This window comes from Mesorhizobium sp. M0166, from assembly GCF_040322255.1.
Lineage (GTDB): Bacteria > Pseudomonadota > Alphaproteobacteria > Rhizobiales > Rhizobiaceae > Mesorhizobium.
Map to the genome: position 1 here is coordinate 32,413 of NZ_JAMYTD010000007.1, position 17,750 is coordinate 50,162.

The window sequence follows — 17,750 nt, forward strand, 5'->3', positions numbered from 1 at the left end:
CAACACGACCGATCGACGCCGCACCTCGCGGCCTTTTATCTAGCCATCTTCCGGTTGTTCGTAAGCGTCCGGTCTCTGCACCCTGATCGAGTAGTGCAATTGCGCGACATGTCGGGCTCCTTCGTAGCATGGAGGATCTCCGGTGAATTTGAGACATTTCGAGAACAACGCGCGGCAGTCCTACTGGGTGGTTCACGTCGAGGCGTGGCGGCGCAGCGGTCTGACGCGGACGGAATATTGCCGTGTGCATCGCCTGACGAAGGACACGCTCGATCGTTGGCTGAAGTACTTCGCGGGCAACGACGCAGCGCGCAAACATGCGGAATATCAGGTGGAATTGCGCCGCCAGAAGCGCCTGGAAGAGCGAGCGAAGCGGCAGAAAAAGCGTGCTCGGCTGCGCTTTGCGGTGAGCACGGATGTGCGTAACCGTGCTGTCCAGGCGTTCTGGGCGATGCATGTCGAGGCGATGAACTGGAGCGGCATGGGCATCCGTGAATACGCCGCCGCGCTGCATCTTTCGCCGACGAGCCTGCGCACATGGCGTGACCGACTGGACGAGGGCGAGGTCGAAATCGACTGGCGGGCGCATCTTCATCCCTCCGCCCGCCCGGTCGTTGGCACTAGTGCTAGCGGAACGCTAGCGGAATCGAGCTTGACCGCCGCCCCGAAGGATGATCCAGGCGCCCGCCGGCAACCTGCCCGACGCTTCTTCAGCGACGCGGAAAAGCACGCCATTGCGCTGGAGAGCGACCAGCCTGGTGTCAGCGTCTCGCAGGTCGCGCGCAAGCACGGGATCGTCACCGGCATGCTGTTCCGCTGGCGCGTGCAGTTCGGCGTGGCGCAGAAGAAGCGCGCGAAGCTTGCGCCCGTCACGCTGACTGAGGGCACGCCAGCGGCACTTCTGCTGCGTGACCTCGTGCAGCCGCCCGATGGAATGACGGCGATCGATCTGCCCGACGGCCGGCGCGTATTTGCGCCCGCCGGCAGCAATCCGGATGCCGTTCGTGAGCATCTCGGAAGCGGAGGAACAGGAAGATGATGATCGTTCCCGCAGGCGTGAAAGTGCATCTGGCTCTGGGCTATACCGACATGCGCAAAGGTCTCGACGGGCTCGCCATGCTGGTGCAACAAACGCTGAAGCAGGACCCGTTCTCGGGCCATCTGTTTGCCTTCCGGGGCAAGAAGGCGTCGATGCTGAAGATCCTGTTCTGGGATGGAAACGGCCTGTGCCTGTTCACAAAACGGCTCGACCAGGGCAGCTTCGCGTGGCCGGTGATGGCCGGCTTCAATGGCTCGATCACGCTGACGCCGGCGCAGCTTGCGATGCTGATCGAAGGCATCGACTGGCGCGCTCCCGAGCGTGTTTGGAGGCCTGCCCTGGCAGGCTGAAATCTGCTCGTCGACTGGCCCAAACAGGCGCGGAATCCTTGGGTTTTGGGGCTGTTTGTGATAGATTCGGTCATGTTGATCGATATTGCGAATCTGCCTTCCGACCCGCAGCTTTTGCAGCGTCTCGTGCGCGACATGGCGGCTGCGGTCGAGAGCCGCGACGGGGAGATCGAGCGGCTTCAGTCGATCATCAAAAAGCTCCAGCGGGCGCAGTTCGGCCGCAGCTCCGAGCAGCTCGATCCCGACCAACTCGCGCTCGCGCTGGAAGACCTCGATGGCGATATCGCGCGCATCAAGGAGAGCCGCCCGATTGTCGGCAAGCCGTCGGTCGAGCGGCCGTCCCATCGCAAGTCGCTGCCCGATCATCTGCCGCGCGAGAATGTCCTGCTCGATGTCGGCAGCACAGTCTGCACGGGCTGCGGTGACGCGCTGCATAGCATCGGCGAAAGCGTGAGCGAGATGCTGGATTGGGTACCAGCGCAGCTTCGCGTGATCAGGACGACGCGACCCAAATATGCTTGCCGGACTTGCGAGACGGTTGTGCAAGTGCCGGCTCCGGAGCGGCTGATCGCCGGCGGCATGGCCACGCCGGCGCTGCTGGCGCAGGTTTTGGTCAGCAAATATTGCGACCATACCCCGCTCTACCGACAATCGCAGATCTTCGCCCGCAGCGGTGTCGATCTTCCGCGCTCGACACTCGCCGGCTGGGTTGGCGGGGCCTGCTGGTGGCTCGAAGCCCTGCACGACCGGCTTGCCAAAAGCGTGTTCGCCTCCAACTATCTCTTTGCCGACGACACACCGGTTCCGGTGCTTGATCCTGGCCGCGGCCGCACCAAGACCGGCAGGCTTTGGGTCTATGCCCGTGAACAGAGGCCATGGGGCGGACCGGAACCGCCGGCTGCGGTCTATCTGTTCGCGCCGGACCGCAAGGCCGAACGTCCGGTATCGCACCTTCAGCACTTCAAGGGCGTGCTGCACGTCGACGGCTATGCCGGCTTCGAGCAGCTCACCGTCAAGGGAGACATAGTTCTTGCTGCCTGTTGGGCCCATACCAGGCGCAAATTCTTTGATGTGTCGCAGGCCACCAACGCGCCGATAGCGATGGAAGCCCTGCGACGGATCGGCGAACTCTATGCAGTAGAAGCCGATGTTCGCGGTCAATCGCCGGTGCACCGGCTGGCGTCTCGGCGCAGCCGCTCGAAACCCATTGTCGATGCCATGCGGGTCTGGCTCGAAACACAGCTTCCGCTTTTGTCGGGACGCAGCACGCTCGCCATGGCGGTTCGCTACGCGCTTTCGCGCTGGGACGGACTGACCCGCTTTCTGCACGACGGTCGCATCGAGCTCGACACCAACCCTGTCGAGCGCGCGATCCGCCCGGTCAGTCTCGGCCGCAAGAACCACCTCTTCGCGGGCAGCGACGGCGGCGGCCATCGATGGGCGGTGCTGTGTTCGCTGATCGAAACCTGCAAACTTAACGACGTCGAGCCCTACGCCTGGCTGCGCGATGTGCTCAGCCGCATGGTCGATGGATATCCGGTCAATCGACTGGATGAACTCATCCCCTGGAACTGGAAAGCCCAAGTTCCTGTCAAGACCTGACCTCACGTGCAAGCTCCGGACGCTTACGGTTGTTCTGCCCACCTTCCGCCTCCATCCACGCCACGGTGCGCTGGTGCTCGCGGCTGTGCGAAGACGCCCATGCGCGGTCATGGCTGGATCCCCTCGCCCGCTCGCGCCACGAAGAGGGCTTCGGACAGCGGCACGATGGCGGAGACATCGCGCACGGTGGGTGCGGAGCCAGCGTCATTTGGCGGTCGCTCGGCCGGTACGGAGGCGACAGCCTGTTGGCGACTCGGCTGACCTGCAAAGAGCGAGGCATGCTTCCACGGAATGGCCTCGGCAGACGTGACGGCGAAAGGGCGGGTGGTCGCGCGGCCTCCGACAAGCGGGGCGAGCGTCGCGACATAGGCGCGGGTCTCGGCCGGTAACGGACGCCCAGTGAGGTAGGCTTCGTAGCGTGCAGGTCCCGCGTTGTAGGCGGCCAGAAACCCGGGCGAGCCGAAGCGATCGTGCAGTTCGCGCAGGTACGCCGTTCCGGCCAGGATGTTGTCCCGGGGATCGAATGGATCATGGCCGAGCGACCAGCGGGCGCGCAGATAGTCCCATGTACCGGGCATGATCTGCATCAAGCCGCGGGCGCCTGCGCTGGAGACGGCGCGCACATCGCCCGCACTCTCCTTGCGCATGATGGCGCGTATCAACGCGGTCGCAACGCCGAAGCGGTGCGAGGCTTCTGCGATATGCGCGCCGAACGGATCGCGTTGGGACGACCGTGGGACGGCCAAGTCCTGCGCCACGGTCGCAGCCGGCATGACGGTCGCGACGGACAGGCCGCAAAGCAGGAGCAGAGCCATGCGCCGGGCAGCGCGAAGCGGCCCGGGCGCACCGCGATGGCTCGTCGACGGACGGCGAGCGCGCATCGTTCAATCCTTCTCGCTGCGGTCGCGCGGTCGCGCCCAGTGCAGCGACCAGGACGTCTTGTCGTCGCCATTGCGAAAGAGGTTCGCGCGTATCGGCTGCGCGAAGGTCGGGTCGTCGAGCTGGATCGAGACATAGTCTCCGGCCTTTTCGCTGGAGCGTTTCCAGCCGGCACCAATCCCGGGGCCGTCCTCGTTTCCGGCGTGAATGCGGTAGTCAGGCGCATTCTCCGTTTCGCTCGCTTCTGCCGCCACAATGGCGATATCCAGGTTGAGGCTGAGCGTGTGGATGCGCCCGCTATAGCCAGTCTTCTGGCGCGTGAATTCCCCGATCTGTTGCATGTTTGGCTCCTGTTTTCAGTGGTGCGGTGAAGGCTGGCGGCACGACGCGCGCCGCCGGTCGCGCGCTCACCGCGTCGGCGCGCGCCATTCAAAGCGGCCGTTGCCGTCCTCGTCTGTCCACAGTGGGACGGCGCGGCCGATGATCTGGGCGGTGGAGGTGAGGCCGAAGTAGCGGCCGTCGAGACTGTCGCGGACCTGCCAGTTCATCAGGAAGACTTCGCCGGTCGCGATGCGGCGGCAACCCTGCCAGACCGGAAGGTCACGGCCGGCCCGATCACGCTCGAGCGCCGCGCCCGCCTCGATTCCATCGACAGTGATGGTGAGGTTCGAGCGACAGACCCGTTGCCCGGATACGCCAAGGATGCGCTTCAGGAGTGGAACGCCCCTCGGCAGATAGCCGCGCTCATCGAGGAACGCAGCGAGTGGCTCGGGCGCGTCCACGGCGACAAGATCGCTGACCTCGAACGGCCGGTGGAAGTCGATCGTGTAGAAGCCGATCGGTGCGCTAGCTGATGCATTCCAGATGAGCTTCGTGGGCATCGAAGTGAGGCCGGGATAGCCGACGCCCATAGTTGCGAGAACACTGGCGAGGATGATGCCGGCGCGCGTCACGGCTCGGTCCTCTTGCGCAGCAGGAAGGCGCGATGTTGGTCGAGTGTGTAGCGGCGCGGCGCGTGGCCGGCGGTTATCCGGTTGTGGATGTGCCGCCAATGATCGGGCGACACCAACTCAGGCTCGATGTCGAGGCGCTGGATGGCGTCGATCGCCTGCAGCACGCGCTCGACCTTGGGCCAGCCCTCGACCTTCAGCAGGATGTCGCCTCCGGGGCGCACGAAGGGCAGTGTCTGATAGGCTTCGCCATGTGCGACCGCACGCACGATGTCGATGCGTGAGATGATCGTTCCAAAATCGTTCGCCGCCCAGCGAACGAACGCGAAGACCGTGCCAGGGCGATAGGACAGGACGCGTCGGCGACGATCAACGATCTGTTCCTTGACGTGCGTGCCGAACCGTATCCAGTTCTCGATCCTCTTCTCGACCCAGGTCAGTTCGACATGGACGAGATCGTCGCGAGCGTGGTGCGTGGCCGCGAAGGCTCCGCGCATGCGGTGAGCCGCAATGCCAATCATTTCGGTTCTCCTGATGCGGTGGGAAATTCGTGCGCGAGCCTCGCGCGCAGCGTGTCGGCGACGGTGACGTGGTGCTGGAAAGCGGCGACGCGGTCGCGCAGCTGCGGCGTCATGTCGGTGGTCGGGCGCACGACGAAGGCAGACTGGTCGACGGTCCCCAACGCGCCGACGGCGGGCTTGGAGAAGCGCCAGCATCTCGGCCAACGCCAATCCGTGGAACGGCGACCGTTGCACCGGGGCAGCATGAGGGCGGCGAGGAGCCGACCCGATTCCCCTTGCAGGCCAATTTGCCGGCGAGAAGCAACCAGTGGCCTTGCCGACACCGCTCTTTGATTGAGGAGTGCGACGATCATCGCGGGCCTCCCGAGCGGGGATCAAGAGGCGGTTTGGGGGCTTCGGAAGGGTTGGTTGCCGTGGTGCAACCGCCAGAAACCGATGACGCATTCCAGGTCTTATCGGTGTCTATGCTGAGCGCGTCGCTGGCTTGCCGGACGAGCCTCTGCACACTACGCGCGCGCTCTTCAAAGTTAGACTCTGGGTTAGACTCTAAGTTAAGGGCGCGATTTCGGTTTTGCTTTCTGGAGGTTAGGCCCCGTTTGGGTTCCTGATAGCACGAGCCTGCGGTTCCCGATGGCACGATAGGTCCGGTTCCCGATAGCACGAGGCCGTCCACAGGCCTTCCACAGGAGCCGATCCGCTCGAAGGCAAGCAGAACCCGGCCGCCAATCTCCACTTCCAGCGCAAGGGTGTAGCCGGGCAGCGGCTGGCGGCGGATGATGTCGCGCAGATCGAAGGCAAAGCGCTTGTAGGGCGACAGGCTGCCGGATTTCTGGTGAAGGTGACGGAAGTCGAAGCGCCAGCCGTCGCGCTGGCGTCCGCCATGCTTGCGCACCAGCCGATAGAGCCAGCGCTCCAGCCCGCCAGTCAGATCGAAATAGGCGCGATCAATCGTCAACACGAGCGCGTCATCGAGGACTGCCTGGTAGAACCAGTCGGGGACGATCAACTCGATCCCCGCGGGTTTGCCATGGCGATCGATGCGCTCCTGCCACTCATTGATCCACGAGAAACGGTGACGCCGGCCTTCGGCGGGCTGACGGATGGTCGTCGAGACGGTCGTCGACTGCAGCCGATCAAGCCCCGCCTTCAGGCGCTGATAGTCGCGCAGACTCTTGCCTCGGCCCACGAAGGTGAGAATCTCATAGGGCGTGGCGGCCATCAGCCGCGCGGTGGGAAGCCCGGTGTCACGCGCCTCGACGATCTGGCTGGCGGCCCAGATCAGGATGTCGGCGTCCCAGATGGTCGCCATGCCGTGATCGGGTACGGCCTCGATCCGGATCGTGACGTTGCCGGCCGCAAAATCGATCGGGCTGATGCGATGGGTCTTGGAAAGGGAGAAGAACGGATAGGCCATGAGATCCTGCGCGTCTCGTGGGGCGAAGTCGCCAGGCAGCGCTCGGAACAGGTCGAGCTGCCCGCGCTCCGAAAGGGTTTGGTTTCGCGCCACCATTTGGAAATCCGCGCGCGGTCAGCGTGCGTATCGTCCGCCATGCGCCGGCGGCGTCGGTGTATGACGCTTGGCCGGCAGGACCGACCCACGCGGATCGGATGTAGAGGTGACGGCGCCGCGTTCGGCCCAAGCCTGAAGATCGTCGACGGCATAGACGACACGCCCGCCGAGCTTTCGGTAGGCCGGACCGGTGCCATAGGTCCGGTGCTTTTCGAGCGTGCGGGCGGACAGGCTTAGGAAATCCGCGGCTTCCTTGGTGCGCAGGAAGCGCGGCGGCAAAACGGCGATATCGGGTCGCATGGATCGGGCCTCCGTGGGGTTTTGGGCAGCCGCTGGCGTTCAGCGGTGGACGGCGACCACGGTGGCGGAGAATGGCCTTCGCAAGGGATGGGGAAGTTGAGGGGGGCTAAAATCCCACCCCCTGTCCAGGGTCACAACCGCTACAATCGGCGGCGATGGCGCAGGATCTGCAAATAGCCGCCGCCGATCATGGCGGTGGCGCCTTCGACCAGGCCGATCACCGCATCGCGCAGTGCGGAGGTTTTCCAAGGATCGGCAGCGACGCGCTTGGACCCGTAAAGGGCGACGGCAATGTCGCGATAGCTCACGCCGTTCGCACGGCCGTCAGCGGCCTGCATCATCAGACGAAAGCGGCGCCGCTGCTGTGGGGTCATACGCGTGTCCGAAGCCGTCGGGCGCCCCTGCAAGGAACGCCAGAAACGGGTGAGTGCTTCGATCCGTCCCAATGTTTCTGCGTCCAAGGGGATCAGCGCCGCGAGGTGACCGTGCGGGTCACTGCCGGGCAGAAGGAGAAGTTGGGTCGCGACACCTGCACTATGGACAGTGTGGCGTCCTTCCGGGCTGTCGTGGAGCACGCCCAGGCCGGTCAAAGGCGCCGATCGCAAGGACGACAGGAATTCCGGCGCCGGCACGAGAGAAACCACAGCTGGGTCGACGTCAGGCGACCACAGAACGTCCTGCGCCAAGGCGGACAAATCCGGCCTAGCCGGAAAATCGCAACCCCCACTGCCGCTGTGCCTCAGGGTGGAAGGGTGCTTTTTCAGCTCTTGTGGTCAGGAGCGCTTGGTAGTGCCGTTGATAGGGTTCGTGACGCCTCAGACACTCCCAGGCGAGCCCTTCGACGGGTAAAGTATCGAAATAATCGTAGCTGTCATTGTCTCGCCAATGCGACGTATCCGGCCTCATCCAAGAGCTCCTCGCAAAAAACGCGTAGACCCCGCCTCCAAACGATTCCGGGTTGTAGCGATTGGCGGAAGACCCTTGCCGGGCATCGGGTGATGCCACTTCGGCATCACCCGCGAAACCACAGGCGCTGTGGTGCTAGTTGCCGGGTCGACGCAAGAGATGACGGTAGCCTGCACGCGCCATCCAGCGCGCTCGCGCCAGATGGCTGTCATGGATGCGCCGGGCGCGTTGTGGCTCCTTCGTCAGATCAATGCCGAAGAGGATTTCGACCACCTCGCGCCAGTCCGCGCCGTCGTCGGCGGCGTCAAGCAGGCGCATATAGAGCTTGACGTGTTCCCGATCGTATTCGGTGAGTTCGTCACTGGTCGGCGCGGTTTCGTCAAACGGCTCGATCATCGCTTGCCTCGTCTTCACAGAGTGAAAGCATTTTATAGAAACAACAGCGCCGACGGAGGATAGCTGATAAGCATCAGGCGATGCGGTTTCGGCATCGCTCTCGGCTTGGGAGAACCGAACCGACGTCCGCGGAAGAAGGCCCCGGCCTTCCAGCCGGGGCCTGCGCGGGTCCTTAGTCACCCCGCCGCGCGTTCGGACGGGACCAGATGAGCGAGAAACCCTCGCCTTCCTCGTCGTCGAAGAGGTTGGCGTAGATCGGGGCGTTGAAGCTCGGATCGTCGAGCTTGAGACCCAGGTAGTCGCGGCCCTCGTTGGAGGTCTTCGACCATGCGGCACCGATCTCGGCGCGGCCGACCAGCACCCGGTGGCTGGGAGCGTTCTCGCCAGTGGCGCGTGTGTCTGGGACGATGCGCACGTTCTTGGCCTGGACGCTGAGGGTTACGATTTCGCCGGTGAACTCGTTCGCGGTGGTCTTCTTGAAGGTGCCGATGGTAGCCATTGTAAGTCTCCGTTTTCTGTTCCCGAGCCCGCACCATGCGGCCTCGATGGCGATCACGTGGCCGGAGGCGACCGATGACGCATCGCTTGCGACCGGAGCAGCGCGGAGGACGGCGCAGGAACGGCTTTCTTGTCTCGCGAGGAATGGCGGCGCTCGGGGTCCCCATGCGCTTGCGGCATGGGGTGGGAGCCGGCAGGGGAAGAAAGTCGAGACGCGCCGTTGCGGCCTAGGCGGTCGAGGCTCAGCCGTCCTTCGGCCAGATCAGCCCATTGAAGAGGCCGTTTGGAGCGCTCTTGGGACAGATTGGCAACGGAGACGTTGGCGTGCAACGCGCCTCCGGCAGATCGCTACAGGCTTCTCCGGCATCGCCCAGGCATTCCAGGTGCCGGGAACCGCACGCACCTTCAACGCCGCCGCCACCGCCCGCGCTGCCGTCCTGCTACCGACTGGTCGGCCTGCCATGGGCATTGACCGAAGAAAGTCCAAGTCCACACACGGGGCCGCGCCGGCACGTGGCCGTTGCTCGATCCTGGCATGGAGCCCGATCGCTCCAACCACCGATAAGGAGGAGGCTAGGCCTTCGTCGGTCTGGTCCATCCGCCTCGCCCGCGCGGGTCGAACCACGTCCCTGCCGGATTGGTCGGCGGCTGTCATGCCCGCGACCCGTAGATATGCCGTGACGCCGACGGCGGTCGCGCCAATGACGGAAAAGACGACCTGCCAGATTTCCGAAGGCATCATGTGCTTCGCGATGCCATGAGTGGCATGGTAGCCGGCAACGATCGCGGGAGCGACGAAGACCATCGCGGTCGCCAGCTTCGCCCACATGGGCCTGATAACGCCGAGGAGGATTTGGCCGACGCCGAGCGTCAGCCCGGCCGTGAGGCTGCCGACGAGGATCGCGCCAAGCCAGCCGGCGCCGGTGTTGAATGCCCAAGTGCCTGCGCTGACGCCGACGAACAACGGCAGGGCGAAGATAGCAAGCGTGAAGAGCAACCAGCACAGGATGCCGATGGCCGCGATACAAAGGAAAATGCCGGGATCATGATGGTGTCTCCGAGAGAATAGCTCTGGCGATTGCGCCTTCCACCACCACCTGGCGCAGTGCACAGCATAGCAAAAGAGAAGCGCGGGCGAAACCCGCCGGTGTTCTTGCATCGCCAGGCGCGATGTCCGCCCCGTCATGGGGCGAACGGGTCGATTTCGCTGATGATGGCGGTGTCGTCGCCGTCATACTCGTTTGCCGGCACGACCGAGAGAGTGCCGTCGCCGGCACGAAAGATGACGATGGCGACCATGAGGGTGGCGGCGAGGCTGAAGGCGAAGGCATGTGCGTCGGCGAAGGACATCGACCCGGCTCCTGTTTGAAGCGGAGGACCATCCCCCGCTGACAGGCGCCCGATGCGTCCGGCCGATGGCCGCAATGACCGCGAAGGCGAAGCCGGAGCGGCGGCACGCTTCGCGTAGTCCGACCCCTTGCGGGTTGATGGCTTCAGGCCGTCGGTCGGACCAAGGATCAGCGCAATGGATCGCGGGGTGTGGTCATCTTCAAGTCAGGAGCGGGCGGGAGTCGTTGGCGCGACGCTGATGTTCCATGAGAGTGTGAGCGAGTTGCCGCGCGATGTGGCGGGCGTCGAGCGAGAAACCGGACGGCCATGATCGCGATGGGTCCCGTTGGAAGCCGCCACGCTGAAAATGAGGATGGAGCTTGGCGATGACGCTGTGCAATTGCGGTGGCAGGCCCAATCCAGCTCTCTCGGCGTAAAGAGCCGCCTTGCCGAGATCGTGCCCGATATGGCGGCGGTTCCAGGGATCGTCGGTCACGACTCTGAGAAGATGCGACTTCAGGAGCAATTCAATGGCGATGGCGATGGCGTGAAGGGCCGCATTGTGCCTGCCTAGATCCGCCGCCCGGTCGGCGCCATCGAGGTGGGCGGCGGCATTGCGCAAGAAGGTGTCGGCGAGCGCGATGTCCGGCGTGAAGCTTTCGGGAAAGGATTCGAACGACACGGCTTGAAGAATGCCGTGCCTCCCCTGCTATTTATAGGGGGTAGGTTCCGACGGCGCTTACGCGCCGCCGTTTCCGAGCCGATAGACCGGGATGCCGACCTTGCGAGCCTTGTCCGCGAGGTTCTCCTGAATGCCGGTGCCCGGAAAGATGATGACGCCGATCGGCATGACCGCCAACATCTGGTCGTTGCGCTTAAAGGGAGCGGCCTTGGCATGTTTGCTCCAGTCGGGCTTGAAGGCGACCTGCGGAACCTTGCGATGATCGGCCCAGCGGGCGGCGATCTTTTCGGCGCCTTTCGGTGATCCGCCGTGCATCAGCACCATGTCGGGGTGCTTGGCGCGGATTTGGTCGAGCTTTTCCCAGATCAGCTCGTGATCGGCGGTATCGCCGCCGGAGAAGGCGATCTTGGGGCCAGCCGGCAACATGACTTCAGTTTCCGCGCGCCGCCGGGCCGCGAGGAAGTCGCGGCTATCGATCATTGCGGCGGTGAGATGGTGGTGGTTGATCATCGATCCCGTGCGCGGTCGCCAGGCCGAGCCAGTGTACTGATCGTAGTGGTCGGCGGCCTGGTCACGCATCAGCTCGAAGGCATCGCGCCGTTCGATCATGGTCTGGCCCTGGGCTGTGAGTGTCTCGAGTTCAACCGCCTTGATCTCGCTGCCGTCCTGTTCGCGCTGCAGGCGGCGCTGGGCCAGTTCGTTGTCGTCCAGTTGCCGCTCGATCCGTTGAACAGCTCGGTGGAAGACATTGGTGACGGACCAAAGCAGGTCATCGAGGTCGGGTTCGAGGCGCGTGTCGACCAGGGTGGCGATGAGGGCGTCAAAGATGTCGGCCACGGCTCCGGCCACGTGGTCGCCACCGGGGAGCGGTCGCGGATCTGGCTCATCCGCAAATGGGCGCCAGCCATAGAGCTGGAGTTCGGTCAGGATGTGATCGGTTGGAGAAGCGGCGTGGTGCGGTTCGGTGTCGTCGTGCTCGCTCATGGGATGCTCCCGTCGGTTTGACCGCGACGCTCGCGGCCTTCATGGCGACGAGAGTCCACGGGCGGGACGGTCCGACACCCGCAGCGAAGCGGAGGGCCGGAGCGCAGCGGAGGATGGCGGCGGCCGACTATTTTGCCTCGCGATGGAAAGGCGTCGCGCCCAATCGCTGCCATTCGCGAGCAGTCGCGCGCCGCCGGAAAATAGTCGGCGGCCGCCATTGCCTGGCCGGCCAGTTTGTGGGCCCGATCGCCCTCTTGAAGGCCGGGTCGCGGTTCTCTGCCGGCGGGCTCCCAGCCATGCGATGCGGCTACACCGTGCGCCACACGCTCTCCCTCCCGGCTCATGCTGCCCGTGTCAGATAGCGCAGGCGATCCCGGCGCATGAGTTGGTCCGCAATCGAGGCGCGGAAAGCGGCAAGTCCGAAATGGCGAAGGTCTTCGTTGAAGTCTTGCATCGCCGGCGACAGCACGATTGCCTCGATTCCGGCGTCCGTCGCGCGCTCGAGCAGGCTGTCTCGGGCACCGTCACCGGCCGGATCGTTGTCGCGAATGACATAGAGCCGCCGCAGGTTCGGAGGGAACAGGATGGCGGCAAGATGGGCTGCCGAGAGTGCCGCAGCCATCGCCATGTCGGGCAAGGCGCATCTGAGCGATAGCGTCGTCTCGATGCCTTCGCCTGCCGCCATGACGCTGCCGGGTGCGCCGAAGCGGACGGCGTGACCCAGAAGGTCACCCATTGCCCGACGCGGCGTGTCGACGGGTGCCTTGCCGGTGCCGTCCGGTGCGAGCCAGGTGCGGTGCGCGCCGGTCAGATGTCCATCGAGGTCGGTGACAGCGGCGATCATTGCCGGCAAGGTCTCGGTCGGTCCTTGATCGTCGTGCCGGTAGTAGCAGCGCGGATGGAACCGCAGCGATCCGGTGCCGTACAAAGTCGTAATGCCGCGTCCACGCAAATACGTTTCCACGAGGGTGCCTATAATGGGCTTCGACATGGCGACCAGTCGGCGAGCCGCTTCTGGAGATCCAACGGGGACCTGCGTGATCGGCTCGGCCGGTCGGGGTGGCATGGCATCCGGCATCGCGAGAAACACGCGCGCCTCGTCGGCGACTTCCCGGAAGTTGACCAGTCCGAGGGATTCGCGGATGACATCGAGCAGGTCGCCATGCTCACCGGTAGCGGCGTCGGTCCATTTGCCTGGCGGTCCCTTCGGGGATGGCCGCAGACGCACGAACATCGACCGGCCCGGCGCATTGCGGACGTCGCCGACGGTCCAATAGTTGCCTTGGCGACGGCCATTGGAGAGGTAGTGGCGGCACACCGCCTCGGCATGTTCGCCGAGGCGATGTGCGAGGTTGGATGCAGCGTGACGCGGAATCATGCAGCCTCCCGCTCACTGACCCCCTCGATTGGGAAGCGGTCGAGCACGCGCTCCAGCACGGCGAGCCCGTTGGCGTCGATCGGCACGAACATCCTGAGCTTCCACGAAATGATCTCGTGGAAGAGACCGTAGGCGGTGAGGCGCTCGCGCATCGTGTCGGTGAAGCCGGACAATTCGATGCGCCATGCGCCCATGACGCGGCTGCGGCGAAGCTGGAGATCCTCGGCGAGATCGAGGATCGTCCGCCCGTCCATCAGAGCCGCCAACGCCTGTTCCGGCGACAGCGCAACCACGTTCGTCGCAGAGGCGTTGGCGGCCCATGCCGGCGAGACGCGGCGGCCGATGAGGCGCTCGCCCTCGTCGGTCTGAAGTCGATAAACGCGGGTCGACTCGCTGGGCAGGCGCTTCCAGATCGGCAGCAGCAGGCCGGTGACCATGTGCAAGACCGAGTCCGAAAACTCCGGCACCCCGGCGATTTCGGCGGTCCAGGCAGTTGTGAACGCCTCGCGGTCGGCCTCGACCCAGCGTGTTTCGCCCATAGCCTTGAGCGGCATGTTCTGGCTTTCCATCGGCCGGATCAGGCGGACACGGCGCTCGACCTCGCCATCGTCGAGCATGACACTGGGGGTCGGGATCTGTACCGCGGCGCGGCCCGATTGCTTGTTGATGAGCAGTAAGGCACGCGGATCGCGGAGATGATCGAGCGCCGCATTGAGCGTGACGGGCCGATTGCGCTTGCGTTCGGTGATCGTGAGCAGGCGGCTTTCGGTGCCGGTGCGCGGATGGGTGTAGATCACCTGCCGATCGGTGACGACGAAGTTTTCGGCCTGCAGCGTCTCCAGCCCGGCATCGTAGGTGCCTGACGCGATCGCGCCCTCGATGCGCGCCGCCTGCAGTTGCTCGAAGGCACCGAACAGCACGCGCTGCAACTCGATGGTCAGTGCGAGCAGGCGATTGAGGAAGGTGGTGATCGGCGGCAATTCGTCCTTGATGCCATTGGCATCCATCAGCTTGATACCCGTCGCCGCCTCGAAACGCTCGAGTGTGCAGCCCTCGACCTTGCCGCGTACGATCAGCAGATAGAGTTGCCGCAGCGCATCGCGGGCATAGTGGCTTTCCAGATTGTCCTCTGGCCGGAACAGGCCTTGGCCACCGGTCTGGCGCTGGCCACGGGTGATCGCGCCCAACGTGTCGAGGCGGCGGGCGATCGTCGAAAGGAAGCGCTTTTCCGCCTTCACATTGGTCGAGATCGGCCGGAAGAGTGGCGGCTGCGCCTGATTGGTGCGATGTGTGCGGCCGAGGCCCTGAATGGCGGTGTCGGCCTTCCAGCCGGCCTCGAGCAGATAATGCACACGCAGCCGCGTGTTCCGGGCTGAGAGTTCGGCGTGGTAGCTCCTCCCCGTTCCGCCCGCGTCCGAAAAAACCAGAACGCGCTTGTGATCGTCCATGAGGGCCTGTGCCTCGACTAGGTTGGCCGAGCCGGCGCGGTTCTCTACGATCAGGCGCTCGCCCTTGCGGACAATGCGCCGCGAGCGGCCTGTGACTTCGGCCACGATGTCCGTGCCGAAATGCTGGACGATCTGGTCGAGCGCGCCGGGGACAGGCGTCAAGCTGGCGAGTTTGGCGATCAGCTCGTCGCGCCGGGCGACCGCCTCGCGGCACTCGACGGGCTGGCCATCGCGGTAGACCGGGCGCGACGACAGATTGCCCTCGCTGTCGGTGAACGGCTCGTAGAGCTGCACCGGGAAGGAATGGGCCAGGTAGTCAAGGACATATTCGCGGGGCGTGATGTCGACGCGAACGTCGTTCCATTCCTCGGTCGGCAGTTCGGCCAGCCGCCGTTCCATGAGCGCCTCGCCCGTCGAGACGATCTGGACAACGGCCGCATGGCCCTCCCCCAGATCGCGGGCGATGGAGCGGATCAGGGTCGGTGTCTTCATGCTGGTCAACAAATGGCCGAAGAAGCGTTGCTTGGCGCTTTCAAAGGCGCTGCGCGCGGCCGACTTGGCCTGGGCATTGAGCGTGCCGGTGCTGCCGGTGATGTTGGCCGCCTGCATCGCCGCATCGAGATTGTTATGGATGACGCCGAAGGCCCCAGCGTACGCGTCATAGATGCAGACCTGTTCGGGCGTCAGCTCATGCTCGAGCAGTTCGTATTCGACGCCGGAGAATGACAAAGACCGCGCCGTATAGAGACCGAGCGCCCTGAGGTCGCGTGCCAGCACTTCCATCGCCGCGACGCCACCGGCCTCGATCGCCTCGACGAATTCGGCCCGCGTCGAGAACGGAAAAAGCTCGCCGCCCCAGAGGCCTAGCCGCTGGGCATAGGCGAGATTGTGGACGGTAGTGGCGCCGGTGGCCGAGACATAAACGATGCGGGCATTCGGCAGGGCGTGCTGTAGCCTCAGGCCGGCACGGCCTTGATGGGAGGGAGCGGCGTCGCCGCGTTCGCCCTTGCCGCCACCGGCGTTTTGCATGGCGTGCGCCTCGTCGAAAATGATGACCCCATCGAAATCCGGACCCAACCATTCGACGATTTGTTTGACCCGCGAAACCTTCTCGCCGCGATCGTCTGAGCGTAGCGTGGCATAGGTGGTGAATAGGATGCCTTCCGCCAGCGTGACCGGCCTGCCTTGCGGGAAGCGGGAGAGCGGGGTGACCAGCAAGCGCTCCATGCCGAGCGCGGACCAGTCGCGCTGCGCATCCTCGATGAGCTTGTCGGACTTGGAGATCCAGACCGCCTTACGACGGCCCTGCATCCAATTGTCTAGGATTACGGCGGCGGATTCCCGGCCTTTGCCCACCCCAGTGCCGTCGCCGATCATGAAGCCTTGCCGGAAGCGCACGGCCCCCGCCGCGTCATCGGCCGCGGCGCTAACCATGTCAAAGGTCTCGTCGAGCGTCCAGGCGCCGGCGAGATACTCGGCGTGAGCCTCGCCCGCATAGATGACGGTCTCGAGCTGCGCGTCCGAGAGCAGGTCAAGGACGTTCTTCGGTAGGCGCGGCCGGTAGCCCGGCTTGGGTGGCGCTACCGAGGCCATGGCCGCCGATTGAACGAGCTTGGTGGGGTGAGCCCGCGAGCCGGGAATGCGGATCGCCTGAAGCCCGTAGGCCTCATAGATGGCGTCGCTGATCTGGCCGTTCTCGGCGGCCTGCCAGTCGACAGCCTCATAGGCGAGGTCGATGGCTTCCGGTTCGGCGATCGACATGCGTGGCGTGGTACTCGCCGAGCGTGTGAGATAGCCGTGCACTTTGCGGGCCGCGGCGACCGCCGATGTCGCGCTGGGAAGGGCGGCCATCACGACCGGCGGCCGCGCGGGAAGGCGCTCCTCAATCCACGTGAGGAGCGTTGCCGCATCCGGAGCGATGCCGGGAGCATCCGGGAAGAGCGAGGGATCGTCCGCCGGCACCCTGTCGATGACGGTGAGGCGCGTCGGGAAGGTCGTGCCGTGCTTGGCATAGACCGAGCCATCGATGGCGGCGGAGAAGACCATGCGACCACGCTCCTGCAGGCGAGTGAAGGCGGCGGTCCAGGTCGGATGGTCGGGCGCGAAGTTCGCACCGGTGATCGTCACCAGCCGCCCGCCGGGCGCAAGGCGCGACAGCGCCGAGGCGATGTGCCGCCAGGCCGCGTCGGCCATGCGGCCCTCGACATTGGCCATGACCGAAAAGGGCGGGTTCATCAGCACCACGCTCGGCACGGCGCCGGGATCGAGATGGTCGTCGATTTGGGCGGCGTCGAAGCGGCTGGCGGAGACGCCCGGAAAGAGACACGAGAGAAGTGCCGCGCGCGTCTCGGCAAGCTCGTTGAGGATGAGCGAGGCGCCGGCTATCTCGGCCAGGATGGCGAGCAGCCCGGTGCCGGCGGAAGGCTCCAGCACACGGTCGCCGGGCGTGATGGCGGCGGCCGTTGCGGCGACCAGGCCGAGCGGAATCGGCGTCGAGAACTGCTGGAAGGTCTGTGCTTCTTCGGACCGGCGCGTATGCGTCGGCATCAGCCCTGCGATCTTCGACAAAGCGGACAGCCGTGCAGCCGGAGATTCGGCTTTGCGGGAGAGCGCCTTTCCGTACTTGCGGAGGAAAAGGACCGTTGCGGCCTCGCAGGCATCGTAGGCCTGCTTCCAGTCCCAGGCGCCGGCGGCGTCGGAGGCGCCGAATGCGGCTTCCATCGCCGAGCGGAGCTTTGTCGCGTCGATGCACTCGCCGCGTTCGAGACGGGGAAGCAGCAGGCCGGCGGCGGCGAAGATAGCGCCGGCTGCACGGGTTTGGGCGAGCGGGAGCGGCGCGGCGGTTGGAACCGCCGCAGCGGGCGAGATCATGTACATGGTGTGAACCTCGGGAGAGCGGGGACAGGACCGAGCCGCGCGGCGCTCTCTCTGGACCGCACGGATTCAAACCCATCCCGGCCCGCCTCTCCCTCTCAGGT

At 65.0% G+C, this 17,750-nt stretch carries 20 protein-coding genes; 4 read left to right on the forward strand and 16 right to left on the reverse strand.

Going from position 1 to position 17,750, the window contains the following annotated elements; genetic code table 11:
- Positions 1 to 142: 142 nt before the first annotated feature.
- From tnpA to tnpC, 3 genes are all read left to right on the forward strand, one after another.
- The gene (gene tnpA, locus NKJ46_RS11020; protein ID WP_502903382.1) at positions 143 to 1,039 is read left to right on the forward strand and encodes an IS66-like element accessory protein TnpA; all 897 of its coding nucleotides are present in this window, start codon (positions 143 to 145) and stop codon (positions 1,037 to 1,039) included.
- Positions 1,036 to 1,389, forward strand: a complete 354-nt coding sequence (gene tnpB / locus NKJ46_RS11025) for an IS66 family insertion sequence element accessory protein TnpB (RefSeq protein WP_352664824.1) — start codon at positions 1,036 to 1,038, stop codon at positions 1,387 to 1,389. The genes tnpA and tnpB overlap by 4 nt, the downstream gene beginning before the upstream one ends.
- A gap of 72 nt (positions 1,390 to 1,461) precedes the next feature.
- Entirely contained in the window at positions 1,462 to 2,991 is a 1,530-nt protein-coding gene (tnpC, locus tag NKJ46_RS11030; protein ID WP_352664826.1) for an IS66 family transposase, read from the forward strand.
- A gap of 107 nt (positions 2,992 to 3,098) precedes the next feature.
- Here tnpC and NKJ46_RS11035 read toward each other — a convergent pair whose 3' ends face one another.
- The 11 genes from NKJ46_RS11035 to NKJ46_RS11085 all read right to left on the reverse strand — a co-directional run bounded on the left by NKJ46_RS11035 (position 3,099) and on the right by NKJ46_RS11085 (position 8,952).
- Entirely contained in the window at positions 3,099 to 3,872 is a 774-nt protein-coding gene (locus tag NKJ46_RS11035; protein WP_502903383.1) for a lytic transglycosylase domain-containing protein, read from the reverse strand.
- 3 nt (positions 3,873 to 3,875) lie between these two features.
- Positions 3,876 to 4,211 carry a DUF736 domain-containing protein gene (locus NKJ46_RS11040; protein ID WP_352664830.1) on the reverse strand — a complete coding sequence of 112 codons (336 nt, stop codon included), beginning with the start codon at positions 4,209 to 4,211 and terminating at the stop codon, positions 3,876 to 3,878.
- A 66-nt stretch (positions 4,212 to 4,277) separates the two neighbouring features.
- The gene (locus NKJ46_RS11045) at positions 4,278 to 4,823 is read right to left on the reverse strand and encodes a S26 family signal peptidase (RefSeq protein ID WP_352664832.1); all 546 of its coding nucleotides are present in this window, start codon (positions 4,821 to 4,823) and stop codon (positions 4,278 to 4,280) included.
- Positions 4,820 to 5,341, reverse strand: a complete 522-nt coding sequence (locus NKJ46_RS11050) for a DUF2840 domain-containing protein (protein WP_352664834.1) — start codon at positions 5,339 to 5,341, stop codon at positions 4,820 to 4,822. The genes NKJ46_RS11045 and NKJ46_RS11050 overlap by 4 nt, the downstream gene beginning before the upstream one ends.
- Positions 5,338 to 5,694, reverse strand: coding sequence for a hypothetical protein (locus tag NKJ46_RS11055; protein ID WP_352664836.1), 357 nt, complete (start codon positions 5,692 to 5,694; stop codon positions 5,338 to 5,340). Before NKJ46_RS11055 ends, NKJ46_RS11050 begins: the two co-directional genes overlap by 4 nt.
- A complete protein-coding gene (locus NKJ46_RS11060; RefSeq protein WP_352664838.1) occupies positions 5,691 to 6,851 on the reverse strand; it encodes a replication initiator protein A in 1,161 nt (386 codons plus the stop codon). Before NKJ46_RS11060 ends, NKJ46_RS11055 begins: the two co-directional genes overlap by 4 nt.
- 18 nt (positions 6,852 to 6,869) lie before the next feature.
- Positions 6,870 to 7,151, reverse strand: coding sequence for a helix-turn-helix transcriptional regulator (locus NKJ46_RS11065; RefSeq protein WP_352664840.1), 282 nt, complete (start codon positions 7,149 to 7,151; stop codon positions 6,870 to 6,872).
- A 140-nt stretch (positions 7,152 to 7,291) separates the two neighbouring features.
- On the reverse strand, positions 7,292 to 7,837 hold the full coding sequence (locus NKJ46_RS11070) for a DUF2285 domain-containing protein (protein ID WP_352664842.1): 546 nt from the start codon (positions 7,835 to 7,837) through the stop codon (positions 7,292 to 7,294).
- Between the two features lie 16 nt (positions 7,838 to 7,853).
- Positions 7,854 to 8,057 (reverse strand): transcriptional regulator domain-containing protein, encoded by a 204-nt coding sequence (locus NKJ46_RS11075; RefSeq protein WP_352664844.1) that lies wholly within the window; start codon positions 8,055 to 8,057, stop codon positions 7,854 to 7,856.
- Positions 8,058 to 8,192: 135 nt separating this feature from the next.
- Positions 8,193 to 8,453, reverse strand: coding sequence for a DNA -binding domain-containing protein (locus NKJ46_RS11080; RefSeq protein WP_023715497.1), 261 nt, complete (start codon positions 8,451 to 8,453; stop codon positions 8,193 to 8,195).
- Positions 8,454 to 8,625: 172 nt separating this feature from the next.
- The gene (locus NKJ46_RS11085; protein ID WP_352547069.1) at positions 8,626 to 8,952 is read right to left on the reverse strand and encodes a DUF736 domain-containing protein; all 327 of its coding nucleotides are present in this window, start codon (positions 8,950 to 8,952) and stop codon (positions 8,626 to 8,628) included.
- A gap of 741 nt (positions 8,953 to 9,693) precedes the next feature.
- Between NKJ46_RS11085 and NKJ46_RS34740 the strand changes: the two genes are divergently transcribed.
- A complete protein-coding gene (locus tag NKJ46_RS34740; protein WP_502903384.1) occupies positions 9,694 to 10,020 on the forward strand; it encodes a hypothetical protein in 327 nt (108 codons plus the stop codon).
- Positions 10,021 to 10,133: 113 nt separating this feature from the next.
- On the opposite strand, the gene NKJ46_RS11095 is transcribed toward NKJ46_RS34740, so the two are convergent.
- From NKJ46_RS11095 to NKJ46_RS11115, 5 genes are all read right to left on the reverse strand, one after another.
- Positions 10,134 to 10,301 carry a hypothetical protein gene (locus tag NKJ46_RS11095; protein WP_352504281.1) on the reverse strand — a complete coding sequence of 56 codons (168 nt, stop codon included), beginning with the start codon at positions 10,299 to 10,301 and terminating at the stop codon, positions 10,134 to 10,136.
- Positions 10,302 to 10,500: 199 nt separating this feature from the next.
- Positions 10,501 to 10,962, reverse strand: a complete 462-nt coding sequence (locus NKJ46_RS11100; protein WP_352538295.1) for a hypothetical protein — start codon at positions 10,960 to 10,962, stop codon at positions 10,501 to 10,503.
- Between the two features lie 57 nt (positions 10,963 to 11,019).
- Positions 11,020 to 11,946 (reverse strand): DUF2493 domain-containing protein, encoded by a 927-nt coding sequence (locus NKJ46_RS11105; protein ID WP_352664846.1) that lies wholly within the window; start codon positions 11,944 to 11,946, stop codon positions 11,020 to 11,022.
- A gap of 340 nt (positions 11,947 to 12,286) precedes the next feature.
- Positions 12,287 to 13,324 carry a DUF7146 domain-containing protein gene (locus tag NKJ46_RS11110; RefSeq protein ID WP_352664848.1) on the reverse strand — a complete coding sequence of 346 codons (1,038 nt, stop codon included), beginning with the start codon at positions 13,322 to 13,324 and terminating at the stop codon, positions 12,287 to 12,289.
- Entirely contained in the window at positions 13,321 to 17,649 is a 4,329-nt protein-coding gene (locus tag NKJ46_RS11115) for a strawberry notch-like NTP hydrolase domain-containing protein (RefSeq protein WP_352664850.1), read from the reverse strand. Before NKJ46_RS11115 ends, NKJ46_RS11110 begins: the two co-directional genes overlap by 4 nt.
- Positions 17,650 to 17,750: the final 101 nt, after the last annotated feature.

Coding starts and splice junctions, on each gene's coding strand:
- tnpB (WP_352664824.1), top strand. CDS start 1,036: ATGATGATCGTTCCCGCAGGCGTGAAAGTGCATCTGGCTCTGGGCTAT.
- NKJ46_RS11050 (WP_352664834.1), bottom strand. CDS start 5,341: ATGATTGGCATTGCGGCTCACCGCATGCGCGGAGCCTTCGCGGCCACG.
- NKJ46_RS11115 (WP_352664850.1), bottom strand. CDS start 17,649: ATGTACATGATCTCGCCCGCTGCGGCGGTTCCAACCGCCGCGCCGCTC.
- NKJ46_RS11035 (WP_502903383.1), bottom strand. CDS start 3,872: ATGCGCGCTCGCCGTCCGTCGACGAGCCATCGCGGTGCGCCCGGGCCG.
- NKJ46_RS11080 (WP_023715497.1), bottom strand. CDS start 8,453: ATGATCGAGCCGTTTGACGAAACCGCGCCGACCAGTGACGAACTCACC.
- NKJ46_RS11065 (WP_352664840.1), bottom strand. CDS start 7,151: ATGCGACCCGATATCGCCGTTTTGCCGCCGCGCTTCCTGCGCACCAAG.
- NKJ46_RS11060 (WP_352664838.1), bottom strand. CDS start 6,851: ATGGTGGCGCGAAACCAAACCCTTTCGGAGCGCGGGCAGCTCGACCTG.
- NKJ46_RS11105 (WP_352664846.1), bottom strand. CDS start 11,946: ATGAGCGAGCACGACGACACCGAACCGCACCACGCCGCTTCTCCAACC.
- NKJ46_RS11040 (WP_352664830.1), bottom strand. CDS start 4,211: ATGCAACAGATCGGGGAATTCACGCGCCAGAAGACTGGCTATAGCGGG.
- NKJ46_RS11055 (WP_352664836.1), bottom strand. CDS start 5,694: ATGATCGTCGCACTCCTCAATCAAAGAGCGGTGTCGGCAAGGCCACTG.
- NKJ46_RS11110 (WP_352664848.1), bottom strand. CDS start 13,324: ATGATTCCGCGTCACGCTGCATCCAACCTCGCACATCGCCTCGGCGAA.
- NKJ46_RS11095 (WP_352504281.1), bottom strand. CDS start 10,301: ATGTCCTTCGCCGACGCACATGCCTTCGCCTTCAGCCTCGCCGCCACC.
- NKJ46_RS11075 (WP_352664844.1), bottom strand. CDS start 8,057: ATGAGGCCGGATACGTCGCATTGGCGAGACAATGACAGCTACGATTAT.
- NKJ46_RS11085 (WP_352547069.1), bottom strand. CDS start 8,952: ATGGCTACCATCGGCACCTTCAAGAAGACCACCGCGAACGAGTTCACC.
- tnpC (WP_352664826.1), top strand. CDS start 1,462: ATGTTGATCGATATTGCGAATCTGCCTTCCGACCCGCAGCTTTTGCAG.